Origin of the sequence: Nocardioides sp., from assembly GCA_037045645.1 — a bacterium.
Taxonomy (GTDB): Bacteria; Actinomycetota; Actinomycetes; order Propionibacteriales; family Nocardioidaceae; genus Nocardioides.
On the sequence record JBAOIH010000011.1, the window covers coordinates 126564 to 142168 of the forward strand.

Consider the following 15605-nt stretch of genomic DNA (forward strand, 5'->3'; position numbering starts at 1 on the left):
GCTAATCGGCGCCCCGATGACGAAGCCACGCATATCCGCGCCCGCGAGGCCCGGGATCAGGGTCGTACGACCACTCGGCGGCATACTTGCCCGCGTGATCGAGCGACCGCGCACCCGGAGCCTCGGCTGGGCAGCCGTCTCCCTGATCCTCTTCGCGGTGCTGACCGTTCTCGTCTATCGCGACCGCGCGCCCCTGGGTGAGTTCGACATCCAGGGCAAACACCTGGAGGCGTGGGCCGACGACTACCCGCCGCTGGTGTCGGTGCTGCGGGTCATCGAGCACGCCTTCGGCACCATCGGGATGACGGCGCTCACTGTGATCCTCGCGATCGCGCTGCTGGCCAAAGGCCACCGCCGCGCCGCTGCGTACGCCGTGGTCGTCATGATCGTGACCTCTCTGCTCACCACGACGATCAAACTGACGCTCGGTCGCGATCGGCCGGGCTGGCAGGACAACGTGGGACTGCTGGACAGCAAGTCCTTCCCCAGCGGCCATGCGTCCTCGATCACGGCGTTCGTCGGGATCCTGCTAGTGCTCGTCGCGATGCTCGTACGCCGTCGCAGCATGCGGCGCGCGCTCAACGTGGTCCTGCTCGGCGTGTGGTTCCTGGTCTGCATGGACCGGTTGTTGCTGGGTCGCCACTTCCCCAGCGACGTGATCGGCGGCTCGCTCCTGGGTGCCGCGCTGGTGTTGATCGGGCTGGTGGTCGTCGACCCCCGACCTCGCTCCCATGCTCGTCACAGCGAGCCGCTCGCGATCACCGGCCCGCAGAAGACCAAGCAACTCGCCGTCATCCTCAATCCGGTCAAGGTCGACGACCTGTCGCAGTTCCAGCACATCGTGGAGTCGATGGCCGCCGAATCCGGGTGGAGCCACCCGACCTGGCACCAGACCACCGTCGAAGATCCTGGCACCGGAATGGCCGCCTCCGCCGCCCGGGCCGGCGCCGACCTGGTGCTGGTGTGCGGTGGCGACGGGACCGTACGCGAGGTCTGCGCCGAACTCGCCGGCACCGGCATCCCCGTCGGCATCATCCCCGCCGGCACCGGCAACCTGCTGGCGCGCAACCTCGACATCCCGCTCTATCTGCGCGCCGCGATCGACGTCGCACTCAACGGCCAGGACCGGGCGATCGATCTGGTCAACGTCTCCGGTGACGAGATCGCGCCGACCCACTTCATGGTGATGGCCGGCATGGGAATGGACGCGGCGATCATGGAGGGCGTCAACGAAGACCTCAAGAAGAAGGTCGGCTGGATCGCCTACTTCGTCTCCGGCCTGAAGTCGCTGATGATCCCCGCGGTCAAGATCGAGATCTCCGTCGATGGTGGCGAGCCCACCACGCACCGCGCGCGTACGGTCGTGGTTGGCAACGTCGGGTTCCTCCAAGCCGGGATGCCGTTGATGCCCGATGCGGTGATCGACGACGGGATGCTCGACGTGGTGATCCTGCACCCGCGCAAGTTCTTGTCATGGATCCCGGTGGCTGCCCGGATCCTGGCCAAGAACGCCCGCACGGACGAGTCGATCGATCGGATGACGGGGCGCACCGTCAGCCTGCGCGCCGCGACCGCCACGCCGCGCCAACTCGATGGCGACGCCATCGGCATCGGCACCGAGTTGGTCATGGAGTGTGTGCACGGACGACTGCTCGTACGCGTGCCCCGATGACCGCTGAGGATCAGACCCGCCGCAGCAGGAACACCCGGATCTGTCGAGCGGTCCGCTGCTCATAGAGCGCGTAGTTGGGCCACACGCTCAACAGCGTGCGCCAGGCTCCGTCGCGCCCCGACGCCTCGGTCTGCTCGACCGGCGTGACGGCGTACGTCTTGCCGTGCCAGTCGACCTTGGCGGTCTTGCCCGACGCCTCGATCGCGGCGAGGTTGCCGACCCAGGCGGGAGGCTTGGGGCCACCCCAGTTCGACCCGGCGACCAGCCAGCCGTCCTCGGTCGGCGCACACAGCAGCGGTGTCGTGCGCGGTATCCCGGACTTGCGCCCGGCCACGGTCAGATAGACCTGCGGCAGGCTGACGAAGGTCAACAGGGTCATCCGGCCGCGCGTCACTCGCCCGATCAGCAGGTCGGTCTTGACGATCAGATGCGCATAGCGATGCAGCCACGACGCAGAGCCGAGTTTGATCGCGACCCAGGTCAGCGGATTCCTCATGGGGCAGGAGAGTAGAGCAGCCTCAGGGTCGTGCGCTGAGGACTGCTTCCTCTTCCTCGGGCGAGAGTTGCTGGTGGCAGGTCCACCCGGCGATCGACTTGGCGTACGTCCGTGCCTCCGACCGCCCCGCGATCGAGGTCAGCACGACACCGTTCCCCTCGTCGTCGAGCAGCGCGAGTGACCAGGACAGGTGTCCGCCCATGTCGCCGAACGCGTCGTAGCGGACCACCGCGAGATGGCGCAGCGCGTCGGCCGTCTCCTGACGCAGCGCCGCGACCTCCTGGCGCAGCCCTTGGACGTCATGGGGCAGCTCGTCAGCGTTCGGTGTGGGTCGAGAGCGACCGAGGCGACGCAGTGCGATCACCGCGAAGACGAACGCCGTCAAGGCCACCACCAGTGCGACAGCAGCGAGGACGGTCGGCATGGCGCCGACCCTACGTGGGAGGATCCGTGCGTGACTGACGCGACCCGCCGCATCGCCTATCAGGGCGAGCCAGGTGCCAACTCGCACCTGGTCTGCAAGGAGCACTACCCGTCGTACGAGGCCGTCGCGCGCGCGTCGTTCGAGGACGTCTTCGCCGCGGTGGAGGGTGGCGACTGCGACCTGGCGATGATCCCGATCGACAACTCGCTCGCGGGCCGGGTCTCGGACATCCACCACTTCCTGCCCACCTCGTCGCTGCACATCATCGGCGAGCACTTCCTGCGGATCAGGTTCTCGCTGATGACGTTGCCAGGAGCAGACCCGGCGGGCCTTCGTACGGTCCACTCCCACGTGCACGCCCTGGGCCAGTGCCGCAAGGTGATCCGCGAACTGGGCCTGCGTCCGGTCGTCGCGGGCGACACCGCCGGTGCGGCACGTGAGATCAAGGAGGCGGGCGATCCGACCCAGGCCGCGATCTCACCGCCGATGGCCGCCGAGATCTACGGCCTCGACGTGTTGCGCCACGACGTGGAGGACGAGGACCACAACACCACGCGCTTCGTGGTCCTCTCGCGCGACTTCGTGCAGCCTCCACGTGGCAACGGTCCGGTGGTGACCAGTTTCGTCTTCAACGTCCGCAACCTGCCCGCCGCGCTCTATAAGGCCCTGGGCGGCTTCGCGACCAACGGCGTCAACATGACCAAGTTGGAGTCCTACATGGTCGGCGGCGAGTTCACCGCCACCCAGTTCCTGGCCGAGGTCGACGGGCACCCCGAGGATCCGGGCGTACGCAATGCGTTGGAGGAGCTCGCCTTCTTCACGACCGAGGTGAAGATCCTGGGGGTCTATCCGGCCGATGCCGACGCCCGCGCGTGAGCCTCAGCCCTCGGCCGGGTTCTGCATCAGGTTGAAGTACGCGCCCTGCGGGTCCTGGAGCACCGCCATCCGGCCGACCCCAGGCACGTCGAATGGTGCCTGCACCACCTGCGCGCCCAACCCCTGAGCCTGCGCGGAGGTCGCGTCGGCGTCCTCGACGTTGAAATAGACGTTCCAGTGCGGGGGCATGCCCTCGACGAACGGCGGGCAGGCACCGCCCACGCTCTCGCCGTCGACCTGCCAGGTGGTGTAACTGCCCATCCCGGGCCAGTCCTGGGTGTCCGCGTCGAGGCCCACCGTGGCCTGGTAGAACTGCGTGGCCGCCTCGATGTCGGTGGTCACCAACTCGTTCCAGATGTTGGTGCCCGGCTCATTGGCGCGCTGCGACCCGATGTGGTTGCGGGCCTGCCACAACCCGACGACCGCGCCCTGCGGGTCCGCCACCCAGGCCATCCGCCCGGCGTCGAAGACATCGAAGGGACCCGCGAGCACGACAGCGCCAGCCTGCGTCGCTCGCTCGACCGCGGCATCGACATCGTCGGCGGCCAGATAGACACCCCAGGACGGTGGCGCATCCCCCATCACCGGCCCGAGCCCGGCGACCGTGTCACCGTCGATGCCGGCCAGGGAATAGACACCCTCCGCGGGGGTCTCCCCCATCGGCTGGTCGTCGTACTCCCAGCCGAAGAGCCGGCCATAGAATTCCTTGGATGCCGCGGGATCGGCACTGCTGTGCTCGATCCAGTTGGGCACGCCCTGCTTGTAGGACTCGAACTTCGCCATGCACACACTCAACACCCGGGCACAGACATTGAGAAGGGCGTACGGATGAACAACCGAGGTCCTGCGAGAATGGGTGAGTGGATCTGGCTGTCATCGCCCTTACCTTCGCGGCGATCTTCGTCGTCGAACTGCCCGACAAGACCTTCATCGCCACCCTGGTCATGTCGACCAAGATGCGTCCGCTCTTCGTGTGGATCGGCGTCGGCCTCGCCTTCCTGGTGCAGACCTCGGTCGCGATCGCGCTGGGCAAGGCGGCGTCGTTCCTGCCTGCGAACGCCGTCCACATCGCGGCGATCGTGATGTTCCTCGCCGGCGCCTTCTTCTTGCTGCGTTCGGCGCCGACCGCGGACGCCGACGAAGCAGATCAGGAGTCCGAGTACGCCTCGAAGTCCGACCCGACCGCACACGGATTCAAGGTCATCGCTACGTCGTTCCTGGTGCTGTTCGCCGCCGAGTGGGGTGACCTGTCGCAACTGCTCACGATCTCTCTGGTCGCGAAGTACGACGACCCGGTCTCGGTCTTCCTCGGCGCCTGGGGCGCGTTGCTGGTCGTCTCGGGTCTCGCGGTGATCGTGGGTCGCCTGCTGCTGCGGTTCGTACGCCTTTCGGTGCTGCACTACTTCGGCGGACTGGTGTGCCTGGTGCTGGCGGGCGTGTTGACATACGAACTGCTCGCGTAGAGATTCTCGTCGCTCAACCGCGCCATTAGGCTCGGCCCCATGTCTGAAACAGCGCATTACGCCGACTCCGAGGTCGGTCGCCTGCAGACCGTCATGTTGCACCGACCCGGTCCTGAGCTGAAGCGGCTCACGCCGCGCAACAACGACCGGCTGCTCTTCGACGGCATTCCGTGGGTCGCGCGGGCACAGGAGGAACACGACGCGTTCGCCGAGACGCTGCGCGGACGCGGGGTCGAAGTGCTCTATCTGACCGACCTGCTCACCGAGACGTTCGCCGAGGAGGAGGCCCGTGCGCTCGCGATCACCAGCGCGTTGGGCAGCCTGCACCTGGGTGACACGCTGCGGCGCTACCTCACCGATGCGCTGACCGCGGCCAGCCCGGACGAACTCACCACGCACCTGACGGCTGGCATCCGCAACGACGAGGTCGAGGGCGGTTTCGGCCTGGTCACCTCGTTGCTGGACACCCACGACTTCCTGATCGACCCGCTGCCCAACCTGCTGTTCACCCGCGACTCGTCGGTGTGGATCCGCGACCGGGTCGCGATCACCTCGCTGGCGATGCCTGCTCGGATGCGCGAGACGCAGCTGACCGAGCTGATCTACACCCGCCATCCACGGTTCGCGGGGACGCCGACCATCCACGGCTGGCACCACGAACATGTGGAGGGTGGCGACGTATTGCTGCTCGCTCCCGGTGTGATCGCGGTCGGCGTGGGTGAGCGTACGACTCCCGCCGGCGCCGAGCGCCTGGCCCGACAGGTGTTCCAGGCCGGCCTGGCCACCACGGTGCTCGCGGTGCCGATCGCCCAGGAGCGCGCGACGATGCACCTCGACACGATCTGCACCATGGTCGACACCGACAAGGTGGTGATGTACCCCAACATCGCCAACACCCTCGAAGCCTGGACCGTGACGCTGGTGGGCGGCCCGGCGGGCAGTGACGACGACACCGAACTGGAGTTGCGTACGACCGGACCCCAGCCCTTCCTGATCGCCGCCGCCGCTGCGATGGGGATCGACCAGTTGCACCAGATCGACACCGGACTCGACCCGGTGACGGCCGAACGCGAGCAGTGGGACGACGGCAACAACACCTTGGCACTCGCGCCGCGAGTCGCGGTGGCGTACGAACGCAACGACGAGACCAACGACCGGCTGGAGGCAGCCGGGATCGAGGTCGTACGCATCGCGGGCAGCGAACTCGGCAGTGGTCGGGGTGGCCCGCGGTGCATGTCGTGCCCGATCTCGCGCGAGCCGTTGGGGTGAGGCTGCGCAGAGTCCGCGGCGCGAGTTTGTGCCCCCTCGGCGGGATTTTGTGACCCCTCGGCGGGATCTTGTGACCCCTCGGCAATGCAGAGACCCGGCCGCTGTCGACGGGGGAGACGACAACGACCGGGCAGGGAAGACCTTAGTCAGTACGCCGCGCGGAAGGCCAGCACGCCGGCCGACTAGTTGAAACTTTTACCCCGGCTTCCCCGCCCGCGTACTCCAGTGCGAAATGGTCGTCTTAGAGCACTGAACGCGACCATTTCCGCACTGGACTATCGCCGGGCGGGACCTAGCGGATGGTCACCTGACGGTTGGCCAGGCCGGCCTTGGCCGACCGCTCCTCGCTGGTCAGGTCGGCGTCGGCCGCCAGATGCTCGTCCAGCAACTGCTTGAACTTCGCGGCCGGGGCCTCGATCGCCTCCGGGCCGGTGCCGACCGGCAGATCCCAGACCGGTACGAGCAGACCGTGCGCGCGGAACATCCCGACCAGACGCGAGTCCGGGACCAGCACGTCGTCGCCCGAGACGTGCAGCTTTGCCAGCGCGTTGAGGATGTTGCCCTCGGGTTCGAGCATCACCCAGCGCAGGTGCTCCTTGGTGCCGACGTTGGTCCAGTACGCCGACTCGACCTCGGTCAGACGAGCCGTGGGGGTGATCGACTCGTTGGCGTGCTCGAGGGAGTGTGCGGCCGAACCGTCGACGTCCTCCACATCGGCGATCCAGAAGTTGAAGTCGTCGTGCACGGTCGCGGCTCCCGCGTCCGAGACGAGATCCTGCAGACGCGGACCCTCGCCGGGAGGCTCGGTGATGCCGATCGGACCCGCCTCGGTCGCGGCGAGCGCCTTGGTCAGCACGGCACCCAGATCACGCGCCGGGTCACCGAAGTTGTGCTGCACCTGCAAGCCGAGCCACACCGCGCCGTTCTCTCGTACGAGCGCCGGCAGCGCGCCCGGGAGCAAGGTGCACAACTGCACCTCCCGAGAGGCATCGCTCGACAGCGTCAACGACATCGTCCCGGCCGGGACGAACTCCCGCAGGGCGACGATGTCCGCCTCGCCCGGAAGCCCCTCGAACGGACGCGCGACAAAGATCGCGCCACTCCCCCCGTGGCAGGCCTTGTAGCGCTTGCCCGACCCGCACGGGCATGGCTGCCGAGGGTTGGGGCCGTCACCGGTTGCGGCGGGTTGCTGCTGCTTGCTGCGCGACTTCTTGCCCATGGTCGCCAAACCTAGACGAGCACCGGCTCAACCACCGAGGCGGTCGAGCATGAAGGCGGGCCGGTCGGTGATCACGGCCTTGACCCCCAGATCGAGACACAACCGCAGGTCGGCCTCGGTGTTGACCGTCCACACGTGCAACTCGCGCCGACTGCGCACCATCTTCTCGGCGAAACTCGGATGCTTGAGCAGCTCGACACCCGGCCCCAGGATCCAGTCGTCGTGGATGACCTCTTTGAGCATCGGCCACAGCCGCTTGCGCTCGATCAGCATCACCAGCCGCAGGTCGGGGGTCAGCCGTCGCATCCGGCCCAGAGCGTTGTACGAGAAGCTCATCACCCGCACCGGCGAGTCCGGGCCCGCCAGGTCGTACTCCCTCAGCATCGCGGCGAGCTTGCGCTCCACCAGCCCGGCATAGCGGGTCGGATGCTTGGTCTCGATCGCCATCTCGACGCGTCGATCGCAGGCCAGCACCGTCTCGATCAGCCTGCGCAACGTGAGCACCTTGCGCAGGTCGACGTGCTCGTCGGTGAGTTCTCGATCCTCGCCCCACGGGTTCTTCCAACTGGCGAAGTCGAACTGGTCGAGGTCGGCGAGGTCCATCGTCGAGACGACGCCCTTGTTGGCGGCCGTACGTCTCAGGTCGCGGTCGTGGACGCAGACCAGGTGGCCATCGGCGGTCAGGCGTACGTCGCATTCGATCGCGTCGGCACCCGCCTCCAACGCCTGGACGTACGCACCCAGCGTGTGCTCGGCGGTCTCGTGACTCGCGCCCCGGTGGGCGACGACCTGCGGCCGTGGCATGGCGCAACCCTAGAGCCAGCGCGCACCTTTACGCTCGCCGCCATGGCAGGTCGATGGTGGAAGTGGATCGGACTCGCGGGCGTCGTCGGGTTGACCGCGACGGGGGTGCTGGCGGCGCGCAAGGAGCGCCAGCGCCGGGCGTACACGCCAGACGAGATCCGCGCGCGGCTGCACGCTCGAGCCGCGGAGGCGACCCAGGAACAGGTGAACAGGTGATCTCGCTCGACCAAGCGGTCGACGCCACGCGTACGGGCGATCTGTGGCTATTTCGGGGCGACACGTTGGCCGACAAGGCGATCCGTACGGCCACCAATGCGCCGGTCAACCACGTCGGGATGGCGCTGGTGCTCGACGACCTGCCGCCGATGATGTGGCATGCCGAGTTGGGCAAGTCGCTGCTCGACCTGTGGACCGGCGATCACCACCGCGGCGTGCAACTGCACGACCTGCGCGGGGCCGTGGAGAAGTGGACCCGCGAACTCGGTCAACAGGCCTGGGTACGCCAACTCGCTCCCGAAGCCGGGCGCGCGCAGGAGGACGGCGCACTGCGGGCGATCGCGCGGTGGGACGGCACCTCGTTCCCGCGTACGTCCGCTTTGGCCTGGCGCTGGCTGCGCGGACGCTCGGTGATCGAGGACGACCCGCGCAGTCGGCAAGAGCGGCTCGAGTCGGCGTACTGCGCCGAAGTGGTCGGCGTGACGTACGAGGAGATGGGCCTGCTGGCGCGCGGTCGCAAGTCGAACTGGTACGACCCCGGCGTCTTCTATTCGGGCGACCGACTGCCGTTGACGCAGGGGTGGTCGCTCGGGGACGAGATCGAGGTCGTGCTCGACTGACTCAGAAGATCCAGCGCCACAACACGACCAGCACGACGATTCCGAGTGCGATCGACACCAGCAGCGGCAGCACGGTCAGCACGGTGGCCGCGATCAGATAGCCGGCCGTGGGCGGCGCGGGGTCGGGGTTCTTCTCCACCGCCGCGAGCAGCAGGCGGTAGTTCTTGCGGTTGGCCCGATGCGCCACGTCCAGCAGGTCGCCGATCGCGGGGACCAGCCCGAGGAGGGCATCGAGGATCAGGTTCCAGCCCATCAGCGCCAGCGTCGGAATCGGCACCCGAGCCCGGATCGCGTCGTACAGGATCGCGCTGGAGAGCCCCGAGCCCAGCAGGTCGCCGATGCCGGGGATCAGCCCGATCACTGCATCCACACCGATCGCCTGCTTGGTGCCTGGGATCGGGACGAGGTCGTCCAGGAGCACGGCGAGCTTGCGGCTGAGCGCGATCCGGTCAGGCCCGGACGGCCCCTGCTCCTGGCGCTCACTCATGGGCATCACGTTAGGCCGTACGCCCACCCAACCTCCCACGCGACACCGGAGTCAGTGGGTCGTGGAGGTGAGGCAAGGATGGACACCATGACCAGGCCCGTGTCGTTCGAGGAGTACGGCGCCACGGCGTGGCCCGCGCTCTATCGTGCGGCCTACCTGCTGACCGGCAACCATGCAGACGCCGAGGACATCGCCCAGCAGACGCTGATCAAGGCCCACGGCGCGTGGGATCGCGTACGCAATGCCGACTCGCCGCAGGCCTACCTGCGACGGACGTTGACCAACACGTTCCTCTCGGACCGGCGACCCGCCAAGCGGCGCCTGGAGGTCTTGCGCGACGAGGTGCCGGAGCCGGCCGCGCAGGCGCCTGCTGGCATCGAGGATCGGCTGGCGATCTGGCCGCACATCCGTGCGCTGGCCCCGCGGCAACGTGCGGTGATCGTGCTGCGTTACTACGAACAACTCAGCGAGGCCGAGATCGCCGAGACGCTGGGCTGCTCACGCGGCACCGTGAAATCCACTGCCCACGACGCCTTGCGCAACCTGCGCGAAGCCATGGCGACGACCGAGTCCGGGAGGGAGGACTGACATGTTGGACCTGGAGAAGGAACTTGCTCGCGAACTTCGCGAACTGGCGGAAGGGCTGACGATTCCGCCCCGGCCCGCGCTGCCGACGCCTGCCGAACGGCCCGCGCGAGCGCCCCGCCGATTCCTGGGCCCGCTGCTGGTGGCTGCGGCCGTGCTGCTGATCGTCGGCATCGTGGCGGTGATCACGAGTGGTCGTGGTGGTGACCTGCAACCGGCCCCTGCGCCGACAGTCACCGAGTCCGTGCCGTCGACCTCTGCCACCGAGCGCCCCGCTCCCGGTCCGATCCCGACGAATGCGCCCTCGATCCCGCACGTTGTCGACGGTCGGCTATGGGTGCGCGGCGTGGACCTGGGCGAGTTTTGGACGGTCTATCCGGGTGCGGAGGCGTACGTCGCGTTGAAGAAGGACGGCACCTGGATGTGGGGGCGTGGCACGTCCGTGCAGGAGATCGAAGGCGCGATCCAGGAGGCTCCCGTGATCTCGCCGAACGGCAAGTACGTCGCGCACTTCAGCCTGCGAGGCGAAAAGGTCGTGGTGACCGGCTTTGACACCTCACCTGACGGCGAAGGGTTCGGGCAGGCCACATTTGGGCGAGACGCTCGCGTCCGCGCCGTCACCGACTTCGGTGGCGTCATCGTGCAAGGCGGCGGTGAGTCGGTGATGTGGGTGCCGCGCGAAGATCGCACGGTGGACCTTCCGAAGGCCATCCACATCATCGGCAGCTCACCCGGTGGTCTGATCTCTCGCGAGGACGAGGGCGAGATCTACGACGGCCAGACCGGCGAGGTCTATCTCACGTCGGTGGACAACACCGGTGTCGTCACGAGGGGTCGGGAGCCGTTGCCCAACTTCGACGACATCTCGGTCAACTCGTCGGGTACGTGGAGTCTGTCGACGCCCGCCGGGAGCACGGGCGGGGAAGTCGAGCAGATCAACGCCCTCGAGGTCGGTCCGATCGGTGGGGACGGCACGTCAGCCATGGCGGCGCCCGACGGTTGGGACTTCGTCGTCCGGCACTATCAGTGGGAGGACGACGACTACGTCGTCGCGACCGTACGCAAGATCGGCGGCAGCGCCGAGCGGATGGCGCGCTGCCAGCCGAGCAGCTTGGAATGCGTACTCATCGCAGCGCCGTGAGCGACTCCCGCCGAGGAGTCACGAACTGCGCGTGTCATCCCCGCTCGCGCAGGTATCTCCCGAAGTGCGGCACCGTGAAGGCGATCCGGCCGCGCTCGCCGGAATAGATCAGGCCCTTCTTGAGCAAGGCGTCGCGAGCTGGCCGACAACGACTGCGGCTTCTTGCCGAGATGAGTGGCCACGTCGGCGGTCGAGACCGAATCTGTCGGAGTTCGTGACCCCTCGGCGTGAGTTTGTGACCCCTCGGCGGATTTTTGTGACTCCTCGACGTCGGCCATGGCCATCAGGTACTCCCGCTCCCCGGGAGTGGCACGCTCGTACCGACTGCCGAAGAATCCCACCGCCAACTCAGCCTCGGCTTCCGGCGCTGCCCCCGCGACGTCTTCGGCCGTGATCGGTGATGCCGTGGCGCGGTCCCAGACCGCCTTGCCGTAGGCCTGGATGAAGTACGGATAGCCGCCGGTCGCGGCGTACATCGCATCGAGGGCGGCGGTTTCGTACGACGCGTCCTCGTCGGCGGCCGGCGCCGCGAGCGCCTGGTCGGCGGCGGCGCGCGGCAACCGGTCGATGCGCTGGTAGGAGAAGAGGCGCTCGGAGTAGGACTTCGACGCACTCAACACCGCGGGCAGGTGCGGCAGCCCGGCTCCCACGACGATCAGCGGCAGTCCCGATTGGGAGAGTTCGTGGCAGGCCGCGCAGAGCGCCGAGACGTCGTCGGGGCCGAGGTCTTGCATTTCGTCGAGGAAGACCGCGACACCACGTCCGGTGTCGGCCGCGAGCCCGCCGACATCGGAGAGCAGTTCCACCAGGTCGATCTCGATGTCACCGGAGTCGGCGCGTCCACGCGCGGCCGGGACGTCGATGCCGGGACTCCACTGGTCTTTGAGTCGCGCGCCCGCGCCCGCATCTCGCTGGGCGAAGGCCCGAATCACACCGAGCACCTGGTCGACCGAGTCCTGATCCGGGTGGCCGAGTTCGCGTACGGCTTGATGCAGCGCACTGCTCAACGGACGGCGCAGCCCCTGGTCGGGGCGGGCTTCGAGTTTGCCGGTCCCCCACTTGCGGCGTACGGCAGCCGAGCGCAGCGCGTTGAGCAGCACGGTCTTGCCGACACCGCGCAGGCCGGTGAGGACGAGGGAGCGTTCGGGGCGTCCCCTCGCCACCCGTTGCAGGACGACGTCGAACGCCGCGAGTTGCTCGTCGCGGCCGGCGAGCTCGGGCGGGCGCTGGCCCGCACCGGGGGCGTACGGGTTGCGAATCGGATCCACGATGTCACCGTATGTCGATATCTAGCGTGTTTCTTAGATTGGCGCGCCCAGTTGATGACCCCTCGCCGAGATTTCGTGACTCCTCGGCGCTAGTTTGCGGGGGTGACCTCTGTGCTTGACGAGCCCGTGCCCGTGGTCGACGCCGCCGAGGCGGCGCGGATCGCGCACGCCCATTGGGGGCTCACCGACCAGGCAGTGGCGCTGCGCAGTGAGCGCGACCGCAACTTCCGCATCGGCGAGCATGTGCTCAAGGTCTCCAACTCCGCCGAACCCGACGAGGTCGTCGACTTCGAGATCCAGGCGATGCGGCACGTCGCGGCAGGCGCGCCGGACCTCACGATCCCGCAACTCGTTCCAGCCCTCGACGGCCGCATCGTCATCGAGCACACCGCCGCTGACGGGCGTCGTCATCTGGCCCGGGTCGTCACCGTGCTGCCCGGCGAGCCGGCCGACGCGGTCGAGTTGGCGCCCGACTTCGCGGTGGCGCTCGGGAGTCGTACGGCTCGACTTGCCCAAGCACTCCAGGGTTTCTCGCATCCGGCCGCGCTGCGCACGCTCGAGTGGGACCCGCGACTGGTCGGTGAGCGACGAGCCGATGCGCTCGGACTCACCGACCGACGCGACCGCATCGTGGCGCTGATCGACGACTTGGCCGACCTGCCCAGCCGTACGGCCGCGTTGCCCAGTTGGCCGCAGCACGGCGACGTCACCTTGAGCAACGTGTTGACCACCGACGGCGCGACCATCAGCGGAGTCATCGACTTCGGCGACATGCACCACACCGCCCGAGTCAGCGATGCGGCGATCGCGCTGGCCGCGATGCTGCGCGTGGCCCCCGACCCGTGGCGGGCGATCGACGACTTCCTGCGGGGCTACCAGCGGGTGCAGCCGCTGACCCTCGAGGAGGCGCAGGTCCTCGGCGATCTGGTGCTCGCCAGGCTCGTGCTCGTCGTCGTCATCTCCACCACGCGCCCGGCGGCCGATGCGCACCAGGCCGCCACCACCGCCGACCTCGAAGCACGAGGCGGCGCCGTCCTCGACGTGCTGCTCGACGCGGGCCGAGAGGTCGTACGAGACCGGGTGCTGCGGGCCTGCGGACTGAGTCGGGCGCGCCGGTGGGCGGCGGACCAGACCCTCGCGACGCGGCGCTCGGAGGCGACGGGAGGCAGCCTCGGTCCGCTCTTCTACGACACCCCGATCCAGATCACCCACGGCGAAGGGGCGTGGGTCTTCGACGCCGACGGGCGGCGCTATCTCGACGGTTACAACAACGTTCCGGTCGTCGGACACGCCCACCCGGCGGTGGCCAACGCGGTCGGCTCGCAACTGCGCGAACTGGCCGTCCACTCTCGCTATCTGCATCCCCATCTCGTCGAGCTCGCCGAACGCTTGAAAGCAACGATGCCCACCGAGCTCGACACGGTCGTCCTGGTCAACTCCGGTTCGGAGGCCAACGACCTCGCCTGGCGTCTGGCCACCCACTGGACCGGTCGGTCTGGAGCGATCGTCAGCGACTGGTGCTATCACGGCGTCAGCGCGGCGACCGCCCCCCTCTCGTCGAGCACCTGGGTCGAGCAGACCCGACCGGCCCACGTCGCCACGTTCGGGGTGCCGCGTTCCGTCGAGGGGATCGCCCCCACCGACGGCGCCGACCGGATCGCGCACGCCCGCGAGTGGCTGCGCGATCGCGGCCTCGACGTGGCTCTGACCGCCGCCGACCTCTCCTTCACCTCACCCGGCATGCTCACGCCGACGGATGCGTTCGTACGCGGCCTCGTGTCCGCGACCCACGAGGCAGGTGGGCTCTTCGTCGCCGACGAGGTGCAGTCGGGGTACGGGCGTACGGGTTCGGGACTGTGGGCCTTCGCCCAGCACGGGGTCGTTCCCGACTTCGTGACCCTCGGCAAGCCGATGGGCAACGGCCACCCTGTCGCCGCCCTCGTCACGCGACGCGAGATCGTCGACCGCTTCACCGAGGTCGACGAGTTCTTCTCGACCTTCGGCGGCAATCCGGTCTCGTGCGTGGCCGCGCTGACGGTGCTCGACGTGATCGAGGATCAGGACCTGGTCGCCAACAGTGCCCGGCAGGGGGAAGCGCTGCGATCCGGGCTCGTGTCGATCGGCGCGGCGCTCGGCATACCTGTGCTCGTACGCGGCCAGGGCCTGCTGGCCGGCGTCGAGTTGCCCACGATCCCCGGCGGCGTACCCCTCCTCGTCCAAGCCTTGCTGGAGCGTGGCGTCTTGACGAGTACGACCGGCCCCGGCGCGGCCGTACTCAAGGTCCGCCCGCCGCTGATCTGGCAGGCCGAGCACGTGGCGTACTTCCTGGACGCCTTCGAGGACGCGCTGGGGTCGATGGCCGGTGGTTGACGATGCCCCTCAACGGGCCAGCGTCGCGCGTACGTGTGCCGCCAGCTCGGCGACCACCTCGTCGATGGGGCGGTCGCGACCCGACTCGACCCACTCCTCCAGCCATACCTGCAACGACGAGACCACCAGTCCGGCTGCGATCCGGGGACGGATGTCGCGCAATTCCCCGGAAGCGTGCGCTGCCACGAGCGCTCGCTCGATCATCGCGATGCCGCCGGTCCATACCGACTGCTGTACGCCGGACGCGACCTCACTGCTGTGCGCCCAGCCCGACCTCGTCCGCAGGCTCAGGTCCAGGAACGCCTCGTGCGTACCCAGATATCGAGCAGTCGCCTCCAGACCCGCCACGACGCGGTCGACTGCGGTGCCGCCTGCATCGGCGACCTCCACCTCCCCGACCAGTGAGGCCAGCCGGGCGGCATGCAACTCGTCCCAGATCTCGGCCTTGCCGGCGAAAGTCTTGTAGACGGTGGCCAGCGAAAGACCGGCCGCAGCCGCGACGTCTTGCACCTTGGTCGCGTCGTAGCCCGTACGACTGAACTCGGCCTCGGCCGCGTCGAGGATGCGCTCGCGGTAGAGCGCGCGTCGCGCATCCAGCGTCCGTTGTCCGGTCGACACCTTGACTCCTTCCGGATCGGCCAGCAGAATCATCATTCTAATCAGCAGAACGCTGATTCTGTTTTCGAGGAGGTTCC

General features: G+C 68.3%; 16 protein-coding genes and 1 pseudogene. 9 read left to right on the plus strand and 8 right to left on the minus strand.

What is annotated here, in order from left to right; all coding sequences use genetic code 11:
- The first annotated feature begins 94 nt into the window (after nucleotides 1–94).
- Entirely contained in the window at nucleotides 95–1672 is a 1578-nt protein-coding gene (locus V9G04_18650; protein ID MEI2715249.1) for a YegS/Rv2252/BmrU family lipid kinase, read from the plus strand.
- A gap of 10 nt (nucleotides 1673–1682) precedes the next feature.
- On the opposite strand, the gene V9G04_18655 is transcribed toward V9G04_18650, so the two are convergent.
- Together V9G04_18655 and V9G04_18660 are read right to left on the minus strand one after the other, a co-directional pair.
- Nucleotides 1683–2168 (minus strand): nitroreductase family deazaflavin-dependent oxidoreductase, encoded by a 486-nt coding sequence (locus V9G04_18655; protein ID MEI2715250.1) that lies wholly within the window; start codon nucleotides 2166–2168, stop codon nucleotides 1683–1685.
- 22 nt (nucleotides 2169–2190) lie between these two features.
- On the minus strand, nucleotides 2191–2592 hold the full coding sequence (locus V9G04_18660) for a DUF4446 family protein (GenBank protein ID MEI2715251.1): 402 nt from the start codon (nucleotides 2590–2592) through the stop codon (nucleotides 2191–2193).
- Nucleotides 2593–2622: 30 nt separating this feature from the next.
- Between V9G04_18660 and V9G04_18665 the strand changes: the two genes are divergently transcribed.
- Nucleotides 2623–3468 (plus strand): prephenate dehydratase, encoded by an 846-nt coding sequence (locus tag V9G04_18665; protein ID MEI2715252.1) that lies wholly within the window; start codon nucleotides 2623–2625, stop codon nucleotides 3466–3468.
- Between the two features lie 3 nt (nucleotides 3469–3471).
- Here V9G04_18665 and V9G04_18670 read toward each other — a convergent pair whose 3' ends face one another.
- Entirely contained in the window at nucleotides 3472–4251 is a 780-nt protein-coding gene (locus V9G04_18670; GenBank protein MEI2715253.1) for a VOC family protein, read from the minus strand.
- 77 nt (nucleotides 4252–4328) lie between these two features.
- Here V9G04_18670 and V9G04_18675 point away from each other — a divergent pair, with 77 nt between their 5' ends.
- The gene (locus tag V9G04_18675; protein ID MEI2715254.1) at nucleotides 4329–4931 is read left to right on the plus strand and encodes a TMEM165/GDT1 family protein; all 603 of its coding nucleotides are present in this window, start codon (nucleotides 4329–4331) and stop codon (nucleotides 4929–4931) included.
- Between the two features lie 39 nt (nucleotides 4932–4970).
- The gene (locus V9G04_18680; GenBank protein ID MEI2715255.1) at nucleotides 4971–6200 is read left to right on the plus strand and encodes an arginine deiminase; all 1230 of its coding nucleotides are present in this window, start codon (nucleotides 4971–4973) and stop codon (nucleotides 6198–6200) included.
- 292 nt (nucleotides 6201–6492) lie between these two features.
- Here the strand turns inward: V9G04_18680 and V9G04_18685 are convergent, their stop codons facing one another.
- Nucleotides 6493–7419: a DUF5926 family protein gene (locus tag V9G04_18685; GenBank protein ID MEI2715256.1), complete on the minus strand. Its 927-nt coding sequence runs from the start codon at nucleotides 7417–7419 to the stop codon at nucleotides 6493–6495.
- A gap of 27 nt (nucleotides 7420–7446) precedes the next feature.
- Nucleotides 7447–8223, minus strand: coding sequence for a glycerophosphodiester phosphodiesterase family protein (locus V9G04_18690; GenBank protein MEI2715257.1), 777 nt, complete (start codon nucleotides 8221–8223; stop codon nucleotides 7447–7449).
- Nucleotides 8224–8265: 42 nt separating this feature from the next.
- On the opposite strand from V9G04_18690, the gene V9G04_18695 reads away from it, so the two are divergent.
- Together V9G04_18695 and V9G04_18700 are read left to right on the plus strand one after the other, a co-directional pair.
- On the plus strand, nucleotides 8266–8439 hold the full coding sequence (locus V9G04_18695) for a hypothetical protein (protein ID MEI2715258.1): 174 nt from the start codon (nucleotides 8266–8268) through the stop codon (nucleotides 8437–8439).
- Nucleotides 8436–9059: a hypothetical protein gene (locus tag V9G04_18700; GenBank protein MEI2715259.1), complete on the plus strand. Its 624-nt coding sequence runs from the start codon at nucleotides 8436–8438 to the stop codon at nucleotides 9057–9059. Before V9G04_18695 ends, V9G04_18700 begins: the two co-directional genes overlap by 4 nt.
- Nucleotide 9060: 1 nt before the next feature.
- Here the strand turns inward: V9G04_18700 and V9G04_18705 are convergent, their stop codons facing one another.
- A complete protein-coding gene (locus tag V9G04_18705; protein ID MEI2715260.1) occupies nucleotides 9061–9546 on the minus strand; it encodes a DUF4112 domain-containing protein in 486 nt (161 codons plus the stop codon).
- An 87-nt stretch (nucleotides 9547–9633) separates the two neighbouring features.
- Between V9G04_18705 and V9G04_18710 the strand changes: the two genes are divergently transcribed.
- Nucleotides 9634–10134 (plus strand): SigE family RNA polymerase sigma factor, encoded by a 501-nt coding sequence (locus V9G04_18710; protein ID MEI2715261.1) that lies wholly within the window; start codon nucleotides 9634–9636, stop codon nucleotides 10132–10134.
- A 1-nt stretch (nucleotide 10135) separates the two neighbouring features.
- Nucleotides 10136–11272, plus strand: a complete 1137-nt coding sequence (locus V9G04_18715) for a hypothetical protein (protein MEI2715262.1) — start codon at nucleotides 10136–10138, stop codon at nucleotides 11270–11272.
- A gap of 34 nt (nucleotides 11273–11306) precedes the next feature.
- On the opposite strand, the pseudogene V9G04_18720 reads toward V9G04_18715, so the two are convergent.
- Nucleotides 11307–12540 (minus strand): annotated as a pseudogene (locus tag V9G04_18720) (ATP-binding protein).
- A gap of 102 nt (nucleotides 12541–12642) precedes the next feature.
- On the opposite strand from V9G04_18720, the gene V9G04_18725 reads away from it, so the two are divergent.
- Nucleotides 12643–14910 (plus strand): aminotransferase class III-fold pyridoxal phosphate-dependent enzyme, encoded by a 2268-nt coding sequence (locus V9G04_18725; protein MEI2715263.1) that lies wholly within the window; start codon nucleotides 12643–12645, stop codon nucleotides 14908–14910.
- A 9-nt stretch (nucleotides 14911–14919) separates the two neighbouring features.
- On the opposite strand, the gene V9G04_18730 is transcribed toward V9G04_18725, so the two are convergent.
- A complete protein-coding gene (locus tag V9G04_18730) occupies nucleotides 14920–15564 on the minus strand; it encodes a TetR/AcrR family transcriptional regulator (GenBank protein MEI2715264.1) in 645 nt (214 codons plus the stop codon).
- Nucleotides 15565–15605: the final 41 nt, after the last annotated feature.